The 18,563-nt window shown below is 51.9% G+C and carries 13 protein-coding genes; 11 read left to right on the top strand and 2 right to left on the bottom strand.

Translation table 11 applies throughout. The annotated features are described in order from the left end of the window. Window positions 1–89 precede the first annotated feature (89 nt). From H144_RS0112950 to H144_RS0112910, 9 genes are all read left to right on the top strand, one after another. A complete protein-coding gene (locus H144_RS0112950; protein WP_026350660.1) occupies window positions 90–1,946 on the top strand; it encodes a glycosyltransferase family 39 protein in 1,857 nt (618 codons plus the stop codon). Between the two features lie 118 nt (window positions 1,947–2,064). Continuing rightward, window positions 2,065–2,916, top strand: coding sequence for a transketolase (locus H144_RS0112945; RefSeq protein ID WP_019942497.1), 852 nt, complete (start codon window positions 2,065–2,067; stop codon window positions 2,914–2,916). After that, the gene (locus tag H144_RS0112940; RefSeq protein ID WP_019942496.1) at window positions 2,885–4,879 is read left to right on the top strand and encodes an NAD-dependent epimerase/dehydratase family protein; all 1,995 of its coding nucleotides are present in this window, start codon (window positions 2,885–2,887) and stop codon (window positions 4,877–4,879) included. Before H144_RS0112945 ends, H144_RS0112940 begins: the two co-directional genes overlap by 32 nt. Before the next feature lie 119 nt (window positions 4,880–4,998). Next, window positions 4,999–5,919 (top strand): transketolase family protein, encoded by a 921-nt coding sequence (locus H144_RS0112935; protein WP_019942495.1) that lies wholly within the window; start codon window positions 4,999–5,001, stop codon window positions 5,917–5,919. Beyond that, complete coding sequence (locus H144_RS0112930; RefSeq protein ID WP_019942494.1) at window positions 5,916–7,610, top strand: hypothetical protein; 1,695 nt, start codon at window positions 5,916–5,918, stop codon at window positions 7,608–7,610. Before H144_RS0112935 ends, H144_RS0112930 begins: the two co-directional genes overlap by 4 nt. 2 nt (window positions 7,611–7,612) lie before the next feature. Continuing rightward, window positions 7,613–8,749 (top strand): acyltransferase family protein, encoded by a 1,137-nt coding sequence (locus tag H144_RS0112925; RefSeq protein ID WP_019942493.1) that lies wholly within the window; start codon window positions 7,613–7,615, stop codon window positions 8,747–8,749. A 73-nt stretch (window positions 8,750–8,822) separates the two neighbouring features. Further along, window positions 8,823–9,566, top strand: a complete 744-nt coding sequence (locus H144_RS0112920) for a glycosyltransferase family 2 protein (RefSeq protein WP_026350659.1) — start codon at window positions 8,823–8,825, stop codon at window positions 9,564–9,566. A gap of 11 nt (window positions 9,567–9,577) precedes the next feature. Next, window positions 9,578–12,256, top strand: a complete 2,679-nt coding sequence (locus tag H144_RS0112915; RefSeq protein ID WP_019942491.1) for a DUF3352 domain-containing protein — start codon at window positions 9,578–9,580, stop codon at window positions 12,254–12,256. Window positions 12,257–12,260: 4 nt separating this feature from the next. Further along, the gene (locus tag H144_RS0112910; RefSeq protein ID WP_019942490.1) at window positions 12,261–13,289 is read left to right on the top strand and encodes an alginate O-acetyltransferase AlgX-related protein; all 1,029 of its coding nucleotides are present in this window, start codon (window positions 12,261–12,263) and stop codon (window positions 13,287–13,289) included. On the opposite strand, the gene H144_RS0112905 is transcribed toward H144_RS0112910, so the two are convergent. Beyond that, window positions 13,286–14,542: a cation:proton antiporter gene (locus H144_RS0112905; protein ID WP_019942489.1), complete on the bottom strand. Its 1,257-nt coding sequence runs from the start codon at window positions 14,540–14,542 to the stop codon at window positions 13,286–13,288. The genes H144_RS0112910 and H144_RS0112905 overlap by 4 nt on opposite strands. Before the next feature lie 210 nt (window positions 14,543–14,752). Here H144_RS0112905 and H144_RS0112900 point away from each other — a divergent pair, with 210 nt between their 5' ends. Beyond that, window positions 14,753–15,907: a lipase family protein gene (locus H144_RS0112900; RefSeq protein ID WP_019942488.1), complete on the top strand. Its 1,155-nt coding sequence runs from the start codon at window positions 14,753–14,755 to the stop codon at window positions 15,905–15,907. Between the two features lie 10 nt (window positions 15,908–15,917). Beyond that, window positions 15,918–17,651 carry a M14 family metallopeptidase gene (locus H144_RS0112895; protein WP_019942487.1) on the top strand — a complete coding sequence of 578 codons (1,734 nt, stop codon included), beginning with the start codon at window positions 15,918–15,920 and terminating at the stop codon, window positions 17,649–17,651. Here H144_RS0112895 and H144_RS0112890 read toward each other — a convergent pair whose 3' ends face one another. After that, window positions 17,652–18,500: a hypothetical protein gene (locus tag H144_RS0112890; protein WP_019942486.1), complete on the bottom strand. Its 849-nt coding sequence runs from the start codon at window positions 18,498–18,500 to the stop codon at window positions 17,652–17,654. Between the last annotated feature and the right edge of the window lie 63 nt (window positions 18,501–18,563).

Here is an 18,563-nt window from a genome sequence, read left to right as displayed (position 1 = left end):
ATTTCCTTATTTTCGCGGCATCTTGATATGTTCAACCGGAGCTTGTCTTTGCGGATAAGCGGAAACAGCCATCATCAGCGAACGCCATAATGTCTCCCAACCATACCAAAGAAACCCTTCGATCCAGGCTATTACTCATCCTTATTCTGGTCGCGGGACTTGGCCTGAGGCTCTATCAGCTCGATCGTTACAGCATTTTCTTCGATGAAGTGAGCACGCTGCTCGTCAGCCAGGGCATTGTGCTGGAAGGTGCCAACCAGAAAGAAGCATTTGCCAGCCGCGAGCTGCGCGATTCGCGCTTCTGGACGACGCCGGCATTCCCGCAAAAGCAGGTGCTGCGCACATTTACGGCCAATGAAATTTACCATCCGAAGCCATTCACACCGGCGGAGTTCTGGGCACCCAAATCCATCGACGATTACTACGAGGCCATGACCCGCAGCGATATCGGGAACAGCCCGTTTTACTATGCGCTGCTGCATCCCTGGATCGACATTTTCGGCTTCTCCGATTTCTCCATCCGGCTCTTTTCGGTCGTTTTCAGCCTGCTGATCATCGGTTTGACCTACATTTTCGCGAGAAGGTTCTTCGGGACGAACACAGCATTGATCGCCGCCGGCATTACCGCGATCGAGCCGTTTTTTATCGCTTACAGTCATCAGGCACGGAACTATTCGCTCACATTTTTCCTCACGCTGGCGGCAACCTATTTCTTTTTACAAATTATTGAAGATAAGCCCGGTAAGCGCAATGTCATCTGGCTTTACATAGGCTATATCCTGTCGGCAGGGTTGGGATTGCTCAGCCATTTCCTCGTCATTTCAGTATTGCTCGCGCATGGTTTGTACGCATTGTTCTTCCTTCGGACGATCAAAGGATGGGTACGAATGGCCATTGCGGCAGTGTTCACACTTTCGGGGGTCACGTGGTGGCTGATGTTCGGGGGCGGTGTTTACACGTTATCGTCCTTGCAGCATCAGGCGGAGCGCTACCGCTATCAGGCCGAAACCGGCGGACAGGCTTTCGGCGTCATTTTGCCCGCCACGCCTTTGAACGTATTCAACAAATCGCTGCCGATCTTCTCCGATCTGATCCTGTTTACCAACGGCCTGGCCGATGCACTGGGAGGCAGGAAGAATGTGGCGGTGGCATTGCTCGTCGCATTGATACTGATCGTTTGGTACCGTTTCAAAGACAAGATCAACACGCCGGCGTGGCTCACCCCTCGCTTCCCTTATCTGCTGATCATCATCGCCGGCTTTTTTTACAACAACCACAAATTACAATTCAGCATCCTGAGCGTCAGCCTGTTTGCATTGACCTTCATCCCTGATTTGCATCAAAACGCGGACCGCCGGCAGCGGGCGCGGCTCTGGCTGCTGTACATGATGGCCCTCGTACCGACGCTGTTTTTGATACTGATGTCGTTCAAAAACGGGCATACTTACGGCATTATGCAGCGGTATTCCGGGTTTTCCTTCCCTTATGTGATCATCCTGCTGAGCCTGCTGCTGCAATTCTACACGACGTTGAAAGTGGAATTCCGGGTGCTCATCTTCGTGTTCCTGGCTGCGCAGCTCTATTTTGTTGGATTAAGGTTAAAAGAATTCTACGAGGACCGCTCGCCGAAATATGGCTACTTCGCCGTACCCCGCGTGCCTAACCCGTACCTGGAAGCGGCCCGAAAAATAGAAGCCACTTACCAGCCGGGCGATACCATCTATTATCCGGCGCCACGGTACGAGGTGCTTTCCGAAATGGACCGTACATTCCTCCCCTATTCGATCCACGACGCGCAGATTACCAACCTTTATTTCCCGAAGGACGCGCAGTATGTGCAGGTCATGGATATGGACCAGACGGACCGCATCTGGATCAAAAAGCCGGGCCGTAAAGAGCCCCTGGAAATCATGAAACTGACGGGCAAACGTTACGGATTTGAGTAACCGGACCTGTTTTTTAGTCCCGTACAGTAAATAAAGTTTTCGCACATTCCGAACTTAAAGTCCTATATTTGGCCGTTAATTCCGAAAAGTTTCTTACATCACTATACCATAGACAGGCATGAATGCAGAAGAGATATTGAGTGATCCCCGGCAGATCAGCGGCGAATTACGCCTCCGGATTCTGGACATGTATTACAAGGCCAAGGCGGGTCACATTGGTTGTTCGCTGAGCTGCATTGACCTGATGATCGCGGTGCTTTTTCTTCAGAAATCATCGGATGATACATTTCTTCTCTCGAAAGGCCATGCAGCCACAGCATTGTATGCCTGCCTGAACGCATTGGGCGAGATTACCGACGAAGAAATCGATACCTATTACAAAGACGGCACGACGCTACCGGCACACCCGGCGCCCAAGCAATATAAAGGCATCCCATTCGCGACCGGTTCGCTCGGTCACGGTCTTCCTATCTCGACGGGCATTGCCCACGCGGCGAAGATCCGCGACGATGGCACGTACTCGTTCGCACTCCTGTCCGATGGTGAAACCAACGAAGGAACTACCTGGGAAGCAGCACATTACGCCATTCAAAACAAGCTGGATAACCTCATCATGATCATCGACAAAAACAACCTGCAAGGGTTCGGGTTTGTGGACGAAGTGCTCGGCGAAACGGCTTCCGTGGAAAAATGGAAGGCGATCGGGTTTGAAACGGTCGAAATCGACGGTCACGACGTGGCGGGTATCGCCCGGACGATCGCCGAACTGAAAGAGCGCAAAAACGGCCTTCCGAAGGCCATCATTGCCAATACCGTAAAGGGAAAAGGAGTTTCCTTTATGGAGAACAAGCTGGAATGGCACTATATCAGCATGAACCAGGAGCAGTACGAGGCGGCCACGCTTGAAGTAAAGGAACATTATCTTAATGAATTAACGAATGCTCCATCATTTACCGGCTTACCGCAATAAAATTGAGAGCTTAAAAGGGCCTGTTTTTGTATTTGGAGCCAGCGGCTTTATCGGCGCCAACCTTTTTAACGACATTTTCAAGATCCGGAAGGATTGCTACGCAGTAACACACGACGCCACCAAAGCATGGCGACTGAAACTGCTCGGCGTGCCTTTCGAGAATATCATTCACTGCGATATACTTTCAAACAACTCCGTGCAGGATGTTTTTGAAAAATATAAGCCGCAGACCATCTTCAACCTCGCGGCATACGGCGCTTACAGCAAGCAGAGCAATGTAAACCTTACCTACGAAACCAATGTGTTGGGTACGGTGAATATCCTGCAGAACTGCACGGACCAGATGGTGTATATCCATGCGGGAAGCAGCTCCGAATATGGCTTCAATTGCACATCGCCCAAGGAAACCGACCGCGTAGAGCCCAATAGCCATTACGCGGTGTCCAAAGTTTCGGCAGCGTACCTGCTGGAATATTATGCCAAAGTTGCAGGTCTCAAAACACTGAATTTGAGACTATATTCCATTTACGGTTACTGGGAAGAACCCGACAGGCTCATTCCGCGGCTGATCGAGAATGCGCGCAGGAAAAAGCTGCCGTCGCTCGTATCGCCGGACATCAGCCGTGACTTCGTGTTTATCGAAGACTGCGTGGAAGCGTTTCTGGATGCGGCGCTGAAAGTGGACGCTACTACTTCCGGACGCTCCTATAACATCGCTACCGGTCGTAAAACGACGATGGGCGACCTCGTGGAAACGACCCGCGAGACGTTCTCCATTGCCGAGCAACCGCAGTGGGGCTCGATGAGCAACCGCAAGTGGGACCTTGCCGAATGGTACGGCGACCCGACCGCATTCGAAAACGACTTCGGCTGGAAAGCCTCCACCCCGCTGGAAACTGGCCTTTCGAAATACAGCCAGTGGCAGGAAGAAATCCGTTACGAGGAGCGCGTAATCCCGGCATTCGAAAATCCGAAGCTGAACCCGATCATCACGGCGATCATCGCGTGCTACAAGGATGCGCAGGCGATCCCGTTCATGTACGAGCGGCTGGTGAAGACATTCAATGAGCTGAAAGTACGGTACGAGATCATTTTCGTGAACGACAATTCGCCTGATAACCAGGAAGAAGTGATCAATGCCATTTGTGACAAAGACCCTAACGTGGTCGGTATCAGCCACTCGCGCAATTTCGGCTCGCAATCGGCATTCCTGAGCGGCATGGAGATCGCCACGGGCGACTGCGTGGTGCTCATGGACGGCGACTTGCAGGACCCGCCCGAAATTATCCCGGCATTCTACGAGAAATGGATGGAAGGCAACGACGTCGTCTACGGCGTGCGCGTGCAGCGTGAAATGAAGCCGCATATCCACTTCTTTTACAAATCGTTTTATAAAGTATTCCAGGGCCTGAGCTACATCCCGATCCCCCGCGACGCCGGAGATTTCTCGATGATCGACCGCAAGGTGGTGAAGGAGCTCGTGGACCTGCCTGAAACGGAACAATTCCTGCGCGGGCTGCGCGCCTGGGTGGGCTTCAAGCAGACGGGCGTGCCCTATGTGCGTCCGGAAAGGATGTTCGGGGTATCGACCAACAACTGGACGAAGAATATCTGGTGGGCGAAAAAAGCGATATTCTCATTCAGTTTCGCGCCATTGGAGCTGATGAGCTACGCAGGATTCGGCCTCACGGCCCTGTCGATCCTCGGCATTGTCTGGCAGATTCTCGCGAAATTCATTTTCTTCCCGGATACGCCGCGCGGGCTTAGCACGGTTATTATCCTGGTGGTGTTCTTCGGCGGGTTGACGATCCTCGGTATTTCGTTTCTGGGAGAGTACATCACCAAGATTTTCGAAGAAACGAAGAAGCGGCCCAAGTACATCCGTACCCGCATACGCCGCGGACCGAAGTCTTACAAAACCGCCGACGAGATCCGGGCATTGGTAAAACAACTGAGAAAATAAGGGGTACCAACCGGTAACGAGCCCGAAATTGACAACGCAGGCCATTTTTGTTACCTTTGAGATTACCCAACCTATACACTATTCATGGAAACTAATCGGCGGCTATCCGCCTTGACCAAATGAGAAAAGAATTTTCGACAGCGATAGAACAATTGGCGAAGGAAGACGAGTCCATCGTTTTCATCACCGGCGACCTCGGATACAGCGCCCTCGAAAACCTGCGGGACACGATGGGCAAGCGGTTTATTAACGCCGGCGTAGCCGAACAGAACATGGTAGGAGTAGCTGCCGGAATCGCGCATAAAGGCTATAAAGTATTCTGTTACAGCATTGCGCCATTCGTGGTTTACCGCTGTCTCGAACAATTCAGAAACGACGCCTGCTTCAATAACCTGCCCGTTTTCCTCGTCGGTAACGGCGGCGGCTACGGTTACGGCATCATGGGCAGCAGCCACCACACGCTCGAAGACCTAGCGTGCCTCAGCGGCTTGCAAAATGTGAATGTATGGACGCCAGCCTTCCTCGACGAGGTCGATCCTGTGGTCCGCAACATCGTGAACAATGCCAATCCAACCTATCTCCGGCTCGGAAATAGCAGAATATCACCGGAAAACACCTATCAAACCGGCTCTTTTAAAGTGATACAGGCGCCTGAAAATGCCGAGATCACCATTTTCGCATTGGGCCCGATCGTCGGGAACGTACTTTCCGCATTGGCGCAATCGGCCGAACTGGCCGAGAAAGTGAATGTGGTAACGGCGCTGCAATTCCCGCTGCAAATAACGGACGAGCTCGTAACGATGCTTAGAAAAGCATCGGCGGTGATGGTTGTGGAAGAGCACGGCACTACCGGCGGTCTGGCACAGCAGCTTTCGGTCCAATTCCTTGAAAAAGGCATCTTCCCGAGTGCATTCAAGAGCATCAAGGCTGAGGGCTATCCCAACAGCCGCTACGGCAGCCAGGCTTACCACCAGAAAATCTCCGGGCTCGATGCCGATTCTATCCTATCTTCCATCGGTCAATTAATGGTCCTGGAATGACGCGGAAGGCTTTTGTCATTATCCTGAGCCTGATCCTGCTGTTACCCGTTGCCATTTACTTCACGGTCTGGGATTATTATGCCATCAATATCCCGAAATGGGATGACCACGCGTTAAAGACGTTCATCGTCGAATATGCGCAGGCCGGTGACTGGCAGGGCAAGATCCAGGCACTTTTCAAACAGCATAACGAACACCGCATCGCGCTCACCAGGCTCTTTGCGTGGATCGATTATGCCATTTTCGGGCACCTCAATTACCGGCACCTCATGACCGCCGGCAATGTGCTGCTCCTGGCGGCTATTCCGCTCTGGTATGAGTTGCTGAGAAAGAATAAAAAGCCGCTTTTTGCATTGGTACCCATTCCATTCCTGTGGATGACGCTGGCATTCTGGGAAAATATGTATTGGGGGATGGCCGCGGTGCAGAACCTGGGTGTGGTTACGCTCGTGCTCTGGACGCTCTACCTGGTCATCAATCCGAAAGTAGTCCCCTTTTCCGTTGCTATTCTGCTCAGCTTCGTGACGGTGCTTACGAGTGGGAACGGCCTGATGGTGCTTCCATTAGGCGCATTGCTGCTGTTCCTTGCACAGAACCGCAAACGGTTTGCATTATGGCTGATCATCAGCGCTGCGGAGATTTTCTGCTATTTCTATGGGTATACCAAACCTGAATCCAACCCGGAATCGAAGGCGGGGATTGTGCAGCTGGCCAAGGGCTATATGGCGTTCCTGGGCTCATTTGCGGAGTCCATCCCGGTGCTCGACAATTTCAAGGTCTGCCTGTTTATCGGGACCGTGCTGTTCCTGGTGGCGGTGTCCATTGCCTCAACGACGCTTTTCCGCATTGTCAGGAATAAATACGCCGTGAAATTCGAGCGGACGACCGACCTGTTCTGCCTCGGCGTGATCCTTTTTATCCTGGGTACGGCGCTGATCGTCGTGTACACGCGTGCGGGATTCGGTTTAGAAGGATTGATTACGAGCCGATATAAAATTTACTCGGTGCTGCTGCTTATTACCGCCTATCTCTACGTGGTAATCCCGATCCGGGGCAGCTTCCTCTCGCCGTACATTACGGCCATCGTGGCATTGGCGGTGACATTCAACGTGTTCAGCTACCACTACCACCTGGTCGACGCCTACAATCTGCGGAAGCAGCTCGTAACCTGGCAGTTCAACTGGACATTTTCGGATAAATCATTGCAATACCCCAAAGACACGGCATTTGCGGCAACCATTGTGGAGAAAACACCGGTGATTTACGACAAATGGCTCCCACTTATCGCCATCGCCGACCGCCAGAATTACGCCGGTAGCTCCCGCGGCATGGTCGATCTGTACGATAAGACGACATTCAGCCCGGATACGGCATCGCTGAAAATCCATAACTCGACATTCACCAGCCAGCGTTTGCAGGACAGCGGCGTATACATATTGCTCAGCTCCGACAAATGCTATTACATTTTCCCGGCCCTGCGCACGCGCAACACGAGCCGCAAGCAGCTGTTTCTCAAACAATACTATTTCGCACCGGGCTTTTACGCCGATATTCCGTTCTCTGAAATCGATAAGGGCACGTACAAGATCGCGCTGATCCGCCAGCAGGGTTCGGAAACCGGCATCCTGTTCAAAGGCAGGACGGTGACCGTCAAAGAATCGCTTAAAAAAGAAGTGAAAGTAAACTGGTAACCATGCGCACCAATTCGGAAGGACACATTATTCAACTTGACGGCGTGCGTTTCATTGCAGTGGGACTGGTACTGCTCGACCACCTCATCGTGGCGATCAACATCATCCCATTCGGTGCCCTGGGCGTGACGATCTTCTTCGTACTCAGCGGTTTCCTCATTTCCCGCATTCTCCTGAAAAGCAAGGAAAAGACTTACGGAACGCCCGGCGGTTTCAAGAAATACCTGCGCAAATTCCTTATTCGCAGAACGATCCGCATTTTCCCCGTCTACTACCTCATCATTGCACTGCTGTTCATCTTCAATGTCCCGCCCGTTCGCGATAAGCTGGCGTGGCTCGCGTTGTACGGGACCAACATTTACATTGCATTGCACAAAACCTGGATGGGCTCGGTGGACCATTTGTGGTCGCTGGCCGTAGAAGAGCAGGTCTACCTCTTCTTTCCTTTCCTGATATTCTTCATTCCAAAGAATAAACTGGTGCCGGTTTTAGGATTAATGGGCATTTTCAGCATTCTGCTGCGGGCTTACATCTTCTACTCCGGCCGCATTCCTGGCACCAACTTTGTGACGATGGGCGAATGGACGGTCGCGTACGTGTCCACACCCGCGTGCTTCGATTCGTTCGCATTGGGCGGGCTCATGGCGTGGATGCAGCTTTACAAGAGTGATTTGTTTGTCAAAATCTTCGACAAATCGTGGCCGGTACTGCTGGGGTTACTGGGCTGGGTGCTCATTCAATGGTGGGCGAAATCGCTCGCGCAGCCGTTCAACTTTCCGTACGTGGTGCTCGACAGAACCATGTCGTCCATTTTCGGGTTTATGCTGATAGGGCGCGCAGTGATGGGTTTCAAGGGTTGGATGGCCGCGTTCCTCGAAAATCCGGTGTGTATTTATCTGGGCAAAATCAGCTATGGCCTATACCTGTACCACAATTTTGTATATAACCACTTTCACAGCGGTCCCATGCACCCGACGGTCAGGCTTTTCCGGAAAATCTATCAATATATCCCCGGCCTCGAAGGCAATATCGCCTTTGAAGCAACGGTTGTAGTAGCGCTTACTGTCTTAGTCGCATCGGTTTCATGGCACTTTTTCGAGAAACCGATTAATGCCCTGAAAGACAAGTACGCTTACTAAATAATAACACCCCATAGCCCGGTTACAGGCTTTATTTATTAATTTCGCGCAACCATACCAAATACGCTTTTGCATGTCATATCTTCTGAGTATAGTAATGCCCGCATACAATGAGCAGGATTGTATCGAAAAAGTAGTTTATAATTGGACCTCCTTCCTTAAAACTAAATTCCCCAACGATAACACTACCCTGATCGTCATTAACGACGGTTCGAAAGACAATACGAAGGTATTATTGGATGAACTGGACAAGAAGATCGACAATCTGACGGTGGTTCACCAGAAAAATGGCGGGCATGGTAACGCGGTCGTGAACGGCTACCGCAAAGCGCTGGAACTGGATTCGCAATACGTGTTCCAAACCGACAGCGACGACCAGTTCGTTTCCGAAGATTTTGACAAACTCTGGGACAAACGTTCCCAATCCCAATTTATACTCGGTTACCGCCAGGTACGGCACGATGCGGGCGTCCGCCTGTTCATCACCAAGTTCCTCCGTGGCACGATCTCGGCGGTATATGGTACATTCATCATGGACAGCAACATTCCATTCCGTTTGATTAAGGGAACATTCCTGAAAAAACTGATGGACCAGCTACCCAATCCCGAACCTTTCGCTCCGAATATCTTCCTGGCGGTTATGGCCAAGAAATCAGGACAGGAGCTGTTCGATATCCCTATCACTCACAAAGACCGGGAAACCGGCACGGTTTCGATCGTAAAATGGAACCTGTGGAAAGTTTGTATCCGAAGCTTTAAAGAACTCTTGCGGTTTCGCCTCGAACTGAATGGTAAAGTGAAAGCGATCCGCGCTTAAAAAACAGGCTTGTGTCGAAAAAAAAACTGATTGCTATCCTGCTGGTCGTCATTCTCGCATCAGCAGGATATTTCCTGTTCAAATGGTCGAGGGGCTCGTCGGCAGCCTGGCAATTCATCCCGTCCAATGCCGTTGTGGTGATTACCAGCGAGCATTTGCAAGATTCGGCTTACACCGCCTCCGAAGCCGCGCTTGACCTTAAACGGCTTCCCCTTCTCGACATCGCCAGCGACAACCTGACATTGCTCAATCTGCTGACGAAAGACGCCAAAAAACTCAAAACATTCCTCAGAGGCAAAGCCCTGTCCTACTCCTACCACCCGCGCACGAGCACGGAATGGGGGGTGATCATGTACATTCCCGTTACGGAGGATGAGACAAAATGGCTCGCCAGCCCGCAGCACGCCAACATCCGGCTGCTGCACCACAACTTCCAGGACCACCGCATTACCGACGCCATCGACGCCAACTCTCGGCCGCTATTCTCCTATCTGGTCAAAGACCACTTCCTGATCGTGAGCTATTATGGCGATCTGATCGAAGACGCGGTACGTGCTTCGTCGCTCAATATCGGCTCGTTCAGGCTGCGTTCGCGGTTTTCGAATATCAATGATTCGGATTACGGCACGAGCATTTACCTGCGCACCGACGCCTGGAAATCGGTGATCTCGATGCAGAATGTGGCTACATTGGCCGAGTTTGGAAAAAGCTTTCCTTCCTACCAGGACTTTCATATTGAAAAAGCAGAGAATAAGGGCAATCTGGTCGTGAAATCGGATGGTACCGATGCGCCGGATTACTATTTGGCTGAGCTTTTGAAGGACAGCCCGGGTACGCCGTTCGTGGGGCACAAGCACATTTCGCAGCAAACCTCATTCATGTACCGCGCTGCCGCATCCGACAAGGCGGCATTTAAAGCGGCTTTTTCAAAATGGCACAAAAAGTACAAATCGCCGGCCTGGGATAAGCTGGTCTACTACATTGCCGGTGAAAGCAATGTGCTCGTGGACAATATCGGTTCGGAGTTTGTGTTATGCCAACTGGAAGAAAATAACAGCATTACCGACGGTAAGATCCTGCTCACGGAGTTTTCCAACTACGATAAAGTGCGCCCGGTACTGCAAAAGCTGGCGCGGCTCGCAAACCAGGAAACCAATGTGTCGGCGGACCAATTCCAGGGCTACGATATTTACTCGGTCCCCATTCCGGAATTGCCCTCGGGGCTGTACGGGCCGATGTTTACAGGCTTCCCGCGAAGCTACATAACCTACGTCGCGCCTTACCTGGTGATCAGCAACAACTCCCAGGTTTTACAGAACTACATTGTCGACTACGAAAACCAAATTACCTGGCAGCAATCGCCCGAATATGACAGCGTGCTGACGAATGTCAACAATGAGGCGCAGCTCTCGCTGATCGTGAACCTGCGCAAGGCGCAATCGGGCGAAGAAACGCAGGTGAGCAAGAAATACAGCGACCTGACGGCCAAAATGGAATCCATTACGCTCCAGTGCCATTTCGACGGCAGCGAAGCGTATCCCGAGCTGACATTCCATCCCAAAAAACGCCAGACCGCCAGCAAAGTCCTCAACCGCACATTCCTGAATATCGATATCGAATGGCCGGACATTTACGACTCGGAACTGGCCGCCTTGCAAAACCCGGTGGACGGCAGCTCGGAAATATTGCTGACCGACAAGGAGCATAACCTGCTGCGGACAAACAATCTCCGCGAAGGCAAAACGCAAACCATCGCCAAACTGAACGGCCCGATCAGCACGGCGTCCTATAAAGTCGATTTCCTGAACATTGGCCGCCAGCAGCGGCTTTTCGCCACCGGCCGCACGGTATATGCGCTGGATGAAGACGATTCCACTAACGTGTCGACGTTCCAGGCGCATTTGCCCACAGGCGACGCCATTTCGGCACTGTACCTGATCGACGGCGGCGAGGACGGCAGTAACCGGCTGCTCGTGAAAAGCTCGGCGGAAGAACTGTTTTTGTGGGAAAGCGTGACGCGTTCGCTGAAAAGGCTGAACCATTCGGTGCGTTTCGACAAGATCGTCGGCCCGGTGGTGGCGCTGAACCAGATTGGTAACCGCGGCTTCATCGTGACGCAGCAGAACGGGAAGATCTATTTACTGAAAGAAAACGGCACGGTCAGGCCCGGCTTCCCCGTCGATATTCTAACCCGCACCGAAAGCCCTTTCACCTGGACGCAGGACCCCGCAACGGGCCAGCCCGAGCTCGTGGGCGTAAGCGTATCGGGCGAGCTGATCCGCATTAACCTGGATGGGAAAGTAACTTCGCGCAAGCAGCTGCTGCGTCCCGAACCCGGCTCACGATTCCGCATCCTGTTCGACCGCAATTCGCTCGACTGGATTCTCGTGCGATCGGTCAATTCCAAAACGGCGATTATCACGAAAGATGGCCGCGAGTTGTTCGAGATCAAGGATATTTTACCGAATGCGACGATCCAGTACCACTTCTTCGGCGTGGATAACCGGTTCATTTCGATCAAATCGGGCAGCTATTCTACGGTGTTCGATGTGAACGGACGCCGACTGGGCGACAAGGCGATACCGTCGGAAATGCCCGTGCAGCTTACTTACCAGCCGGGCTACTACAAATTATTAATATTCAGCCGGTCGGAGAAGAAAATCCAGGTCTGGTCGATCAAGTTGAGATAATGCTATGAAAATTTTAAGATATATCGTCCTGGCCGTCGCCTGCGTGATCTGGGTGGTTGGATTAACCCCCTCCATCCTGCCCTGGCTTTGGAAAGAACAAATCGTGGAGGACGGCTACCAGTATGGTGATCTGTACAAGCTGTCGACCTTATCGGACTTCCGCGATCCGCGGAAGCAATGCAAGGGTTACACGCCGCCCGTCAAAGCGCCATCGGGCAGGAAAGTGCATTTGTACATTATCGGCGATAGCTTTACCGAAGCGGGCCGTGTCGGTCAGCAGGATTTTGCTGTGGATGCGTACACCTATGTGCACCTCGCTGATTTTCTGCATATTAAACTGGATACCAGCGAGCATAATATCCTGCTGATCGAAACCGTGGAGCGCCATTTCCGGCAGCGGTTTGCCAGCGAACTATCCGTGCTGGTACCGGATACCGCCACATTTGTCGCCAGGGTAGCCCCCGGCAAATTCGTGCACCGGCTCGATGAAGCATTCAGCGGAAGGCATACCGCCGACCGCCTCGACGGCTTTTTGTTCCAGAGTGACCTTGCGCTGCGGGTAAAGGAGTGGAAATCGGATTTCAACCACCGCTTCTTCAACCGTAATGCCTCCGGCGTGACGCTGGTTAACAACGACCGCGACATGGTGTATTACATGGATACCGATACGCCTGAGATTACGTCGTCGTTCCAGCCATTCCGCACAACGGAGCTCGATTCCATGATGAATAACCTCGCCGCCAGCCGCCATTTTGCCGATTCGCTGGGTTTCAACAATGTGATTTTGTCTATTATTCCCAATAAAGTATCGGTGCTAAACCCGGAATACGGGCAATACAACCACCTGATCGAAACCGTTTACAGCCATCCCAAACTGGGCATGCCGTATATCGATATTCTCCCGGATTTCCGTCAACTGGGCCGCGCGGCTTATCTCAAAGGCGATTCGCACTGGACATGCGAAGGGCAAACGATCTGGCTGAACAAGGTCAATGCGCTGATCAACCAGCTCGTCGCCGGGCCGGCTTCCTAGGCGACGGCCTCCTCCTCGTCGGGAAAACGTTTGGTGAGCTTGCCGACGGTGAGACCTTGTACGATAATCGAGAACAACACGACGAAATACGTAATCGCCAGGAGCAGGTCTTTGTTCAGATCCTGGTCAATGGAGAGGGCCAACGCAATGGACACGCCTCCCCGCAAGCCACCCCAAACCAATATCGCAATCGATTTCTTCCCGAACCGCGTCTTGAACGGGATCAGCTTGACGGGAATGTAGATCGATATGAACCTTGCAGAAAGTACTACCACAATCGCGGCCAGACCAGCCCAGCCGTACTGCTTCATGTCGGGAATCAATAACAGCTCGAAACCGATGATCAGGAACAGGATCGCATTGAGGATTTCATCAATCAGCTCCCAGAATTTGTCGATGTAGTCGCGCTCGGTATCCGAAACGGCACCGGGATTTTTACCGTAATTCCCAACCACCAAACCGGCCGCCACCATCGCGAGCGGGCCCGACATGTGCAGCGCCTGCGCCGCCAGGTGACCTCCCATCACGATCGCGAGCGTAATGAGCACGTGTACATTGTAGCCATCGACCCGGTACATCATTTTGGAACCCAAAAAACCGAGTAGCAAGCCCAGCACAATACCGCCGATCGCCTCCTTCACAAAAAGCCCGGCAATGCCCGTAAACGAAGTATTGACTTCCTCGCCACGCGCCAGCGCAAGCATGAGGATAAACACGACAACCGCCATACCGTCATTGAAAAGCGACTCGCCGGCAATTTTTGTTTCCAGCGTCTTCGGTACTCCCGCCTGTTTGAGGATGCCCAGTACGGCAATGGGGTCGGTAGGCGAGATTAACGCACCGAACACAAGGCATTGGATCAGCGGAATGGTAATACCGAGCAGCGGCAGAATGGCGTACATAATACCCCCGATCACGAATGTGGAAATCACTACGCTGACGGTTGAAAAGATAATGACCGGTAACCGCTGCTCGCGCAGATCCTCCAAATGTAAATGGATGGCGCCGGCGAAAAGGAGGAAATTGAGCATAGCGCCCATTAATATTTCGGTGAGGTCGACGCTCGCGATGAGCGTCGAAATGCGGATGAATGTACGCGGAAATATGCTGTCCGTTGCGATAAGCCCCAATGAAACCATCAATGCAATGACCATCACGCCAATAGATGGGGGCAGTTTCAGGAAGCGGGAATTGAGGTAGGAAAATATCGCAGAGAGGACGATTAATGCAGAAAAAGAATAATACAGCTCCATGAAAATATTTTTTAGACTAACCAAAAATATGAAATTCAGCGGTGGTATTCAAGGCGAGGGACCCTTTACCAGCAAACTCTAATAGTATTCTAATTTGAACAAACTAGCTAAAAACAAGGCCACAGCCACATTTGAAACGGTAGAAATTTAGCTTCACGGATTGTTTTCCTACATTTAGTAATCGTTGCTAACCGACAGTCCCGTTCCGCTATGCAAATGTCTCCCTTCCATAACAGCCGGTTTCCGTTCCGGGTACCGCAGGTCGTTTTTTTGCTTGCATTCATATGGCTTACTCCTGTGATGGCACAGCCTGGAAGCGGCAAACTTAAACCGGGCTTTGACAAGGCTGAATATACCGAGTTGCTCTACATGCATGCGCTGCTTTACGACTCGGTTGCCGCCAATGTGGCTACGCCGAAATTCGTGGTCCCTAAACCAACTTATTTTAAATCGCTGTACCGGTCGCCCGTGATGGGGCTCGACAACAAATGGGAGCTTTGGAAAAGCGACGGGCCGGTGGCTGTCATCAATATCCGCGGCACGACTGTGCAACCGGTAGGCTGGCTTGAAAATTTTTATGCCGCGATGGTACCCGCCAGGGGCGAATTGAAACTCAGCAATTCGTTCACTTTTCAGTACGACCTCGCCAATCATCCCCGCGCCGGCGTTCATGTCGGCTGGCTGATAGGCACCGCATTCCTGGCGCAGGATATTCTGCCGAAAATCGATTCGTTGTATAAAGCGGGGGTGACGGATTTCATCGTCATGGGGCATAGCCAGGGCGGTGCGATCGCCTATCTGATGAATTCCCACCTGCATTCACTTCAAAAACAGGGCAAAATCCCGAAAGACATCCGGTTTAAAGCCTATTGCAGCGCGAGCCCGAAGGCAGGTAATACCTACTACGGCTATGAATACGAAGCGATGATCGACGGCGGGTGGGGTTATAATGTGATCAACAGCGCCGACTGGATCCCCGAAGTCCCCTTTTCGGTACAGACGCTGGATGATTTCAACGAGACCAATCCATTCAAAGACATCAACGGCGTTATCAAAAAACAGAAGCTGATTGCGCGCATCGCCATGCGGCACGCCTACAAAAGCATGCGGAAACCCAGCGAAAAAGCGCGGCGCAATTACCGGAAATACCTGGGTGACTACGCCGGTAAAATGGTGCGGAAAACTTTGCCGGAATTTCAGCCGCCTGCGTATTTCAACAGCGCCAACTATGTCCGGATCGGGCCGACCATCGTGCTGCTGGCCGACAACGATTACTATCAGAAGTTTCCCGATTCCAAACAGAATGTTTTTATTCACCATTTAATGGCGCCATACCTTTACCTGCTGGCTAACTATCAGCATTGATTTTCACTCCATGATCCGACTTTTACTGCTTACGTTGCTGGCTGCCGGCACATTCGATGCCACGGCACAGTACCAGACCCGTTTTGAAAAAAGCGGCGGCAAACAAACGCCCACCTACGAGGAAGGCATTGCTTTTTACCGCCAGTTGGCGAAAGACTTTCCGCAGGTTCAAATGCAGGAAAAAGGCCTGACCGACAGCGGGCGGCCATTGCATCTGGTGTTGTATTCGAGAAACAAAGTCTTCGATATCCAAAAACTGAAAGCGCAGGGGAAGGCTATTCTGTTTATCAATAATGCCATTCATCCCGGCGAACCCGACGGTGTGGATGCCTCGATGATGCTGTTGCGCGATATGCTCGTGAACCCGAAGAAATTCCCTGAAATGGACAGCATCGTGGTAGCGATCATTCCATTCTACAATATCGGCGGCGCATTGAACCGCAATAGCACCACGCGTACGAACCAGAATGGGCCGGAAGAATACGGCTTCCGGGGAAATGCGCGAAATTATGATCTGAACCGCGATTTCATCAAATCCGACACCCGCAATGCACGCAGCTTCGCGGCCATTTTCCACGAACTCGATCCGGACCTGTTCGCGGATACGCACGTGAGCAACGGGGCAGATTATCAATATGTGATGACGCTCGATTATGCCCAGAAAGACAAACTAGGCGGCCCGCTCGGAGATTTCAACGACCGGGTTTTCCTGCCCTACATGTACAAGCATCTGAAAGAAGCCGGATTTGAAGCGACGCCCTACGTGAATGCGTACGGACAAACGCCCGACAAAGGTTTTGTCCAATTCCCCGACTGGCCCCGCTATTCCACGGGATATGCGGCATTGTTTCACACCATCGGTGTGATGACGGAAACGCATATGCTGAAACCCTACGATCAGCGCGTGAAATCGACCTATGCCTATTTGCACGGCAATATCAAATTCCTGGCAGCGCACCGTCATGCATTACTGAAACTGCGCCGGGAAACGAAGGAGGCCGTTAAAACGCAGGAAAAATTTGCCGTGACTTGGCAGGTGGACAAGTCGAAACAATCGACGATCGCATTTAAAGGTTACGAGCCCGAGTATATTACGAGCGAAGTAAGCGGGCAAAAAAGGCTGCATTACGACCGCGCGAAGCCATTTACCAAAGACATCCCGTTTTACGACACCTATGCGCCGCTCGATGTAGTAACGCGGCCGGAGGCATACGTAATCCCGCAAGGATGGCACCCTATTGCGGAGTTGCTGCGGCTGAATGGCGTGAAAATCAAAGCGCTCGATAAAGATACCGAAATGAACGTCGAGACCTATTACATTGAAGAACTCGAAACACCCAAAACGCCTTTTGAAGGACATTACTGGCATACGTCGGTAAAATTACTGACGGAAAAGCAGAAGCTGGTTTTCAAAAAAGGTGACTGGCTCGTACCTGCAAACCAATGGACCAACCGCTACATCATCGAGACGCTGGAACCCAAGGGCGTCGATTCGTTTTTCAAATGGAATTTCTTTGATACCATTCTTCAAGCCAAAGAGCATTATTCGGGATATGTTTTCGAAGACCTGGCTGCGGATTTAATCAAAAAATCCCCTGAACTGAAAGCACAGCTCGAAGAAAAGCGTAAGGGCGACCCGGAATTTACCAAAAGCGGTAATGCACAGCTGGATTTCATCTACCAGCATTCGGATTACGCCGAAAAGGAATACATGCGCTACCCGATTTTCCGGGTCGTGAAATGATCAGAACCGGAAACCGAGGCTGAAATTGAACTCGCCCGTAATGTCGATGCCGCTTGAACGATACGTATTTGTCCCGAATTTCTCGCGGTTGACGTAACGCGGGCCGACCCCGGCGTTCAGGCCGATCTGGAAACGAGGCATGATCTGAAAATTGACGAAGTTGTTGACGATCATACCCATCCGGAAACGGTCACGCCTTTCGTCGCGGTTCGTGTAGACGCCCGTGGACGGATCGTAATCGGTGTAATTGTTCCAACGCCTGCCCAGGCCGGCAAATAGCGTGGGCCCGATGGCGTACGTGACGCGGCGCTGGCCGAAAGGATATACTTTCAATGTCGGCGCGAAATAATACATCTCGTCATCGCCGGAGCTGCTGCTGCCTCCGGGGAAATAGTACGAGTCCGGAATGGTCATCGTAAACGGCAGGTACAGGCCGAAATAGCCGCTTTTATCCAATATGCGTTCGTAGCTGATCCCGAATCCCGGCCCGCTGTCGAGCGCTTTGAACGGCGAAACTTCGATCTTGTTTTTACCAAATTCCTCATCCTGAACGACCGGCGAATTCCGCTCGCGCGACCGGTCCGGGTTACGCGCATTGCCGCGTTCGGCGCGTTTATCGAACCAGATCGTCTGCCCGTTCCCGAACTCGATCCGCAGCAACTCGTTCTTCCGCACGACGAAATTGGCGGCATTCGCTTCCTGACTGATTTTGTACAAAACACGGTCGATACCGACCTCGACGACCTTTCCTTCGATGATGGAACCATTTTTTCGCACGAGCACATCCTGTGCTTTGGCAGCGATGAAAAAGAGCGAGAATAAGAAGGTGAGTGTAATAATCCGGGCCATAATGTAGCAGTGTTGATGAATTGTGACCGAAATTAAGATAATACTGTCTATTTTTGCGCAGTA

Source organism: Dyadobacter beijingensis DSM 21582, from assembly GCF_000382205.1.
Taxonomy (GTDB): Bacteria; Bacteroidota; Bacteroidia; order Cytophagales; family Spirosomataceae; genus Dyadobacter; species Dyadobacter beijingensis.
This window is presented reverse-complemented; position numbering and strand designations above follow the sequence as displayed.

What these genes read in the sequence shown, in the direction of transcription:
- H144_RS0112920 (WP_026350659.1), top strand. Translation starts at nt 8,823, where the DNA reads ATGTCATATCTTCTGAGTATAGTAATGCCCGCATACAATGAGCAGGAT.
- H144_RS0112900 (WP_019942488.1), top strand. Translation starts at nt 14,753, where the DNA reads ATGCAAATGTCTCCCTTCCATAACAGCCGGTTTCCGTTCCGGGTACCG.
- H144_RS0112935 (WP_019942495.1), top strand. Translation starts at nt 4,999, where the DNA reads ATGAGAAAAGAATTTTCGACAGCGATAGAACAATTGGCGAAGGAAGAC.
- H144_RS0112925 (WP_019942493.1), top strand. Translation starts at nt 7,613, where the DNA reads ATGCGCACCAATTCGGAAGGACACATTATTCAACTTGACGGCGTGCGT.
- H144_RS0112910 (WP_019942490.1), top strand. Translation starts at nt 12,261, where the DNA reads ATGAAAATTTTAAGATATATCGTCCTGGCCGTCGCCTGCGTGATCTGG.
- H144_RS0112895 (WP_019942487.1), top strand. Translation starts at nt 15,918, where the DNA reads ATGATCCGACTTTTACTGCTTACGTTGCTGGCTGCCGGCACATTCGAT.
- H144_RS0112890 (WP_019942486.1), bottom strand. Translation starts at nt 18,500, where the DNA reads ATGGCCCGGATTATTACACTCACCTTCTTATTCTCGCTCTTTTTCATC.
- H144_RS0112905 (WP_019942489.1), bottom strand. Translation starts at nt 14,542, where the DNA reads ATGGAGCTGTATTATTCTTTTTCTGCATTAATCGTCCTCTCTGCGATA.
- H144_RS0112945 (WP_019942497.1), top strand. Translation starts at nt 2,065, where the DNA reads ATGAATGCAGAAGAGATATTGAGTGATCCCCGGCAGATCAGCGGCGAA.
- H144_RS0112940 (WP_019942496.1), top strand. Translation starts at nt 2,885, where the DNA reads ATGCTCCATCATTTACCGGCTTACCGCAATAAAATTGAGAGCTTAAAA.
- H144_RS0112930 (WP_019942494.1), top strand. Translation starts at nt 5,916, where the DNA reads ATGACGCGGAAGGCTTTTGTCATTATCCTGAGCCTGATCCTGCTGTTA.
- H144_RS0112950 (WP_026350660.1), top strand. Translation starts at nt 90, where the DNA reads ATGTCTCCCAACCATACCAAAGAAACCCTTCGATCCAGGCTATTACTC.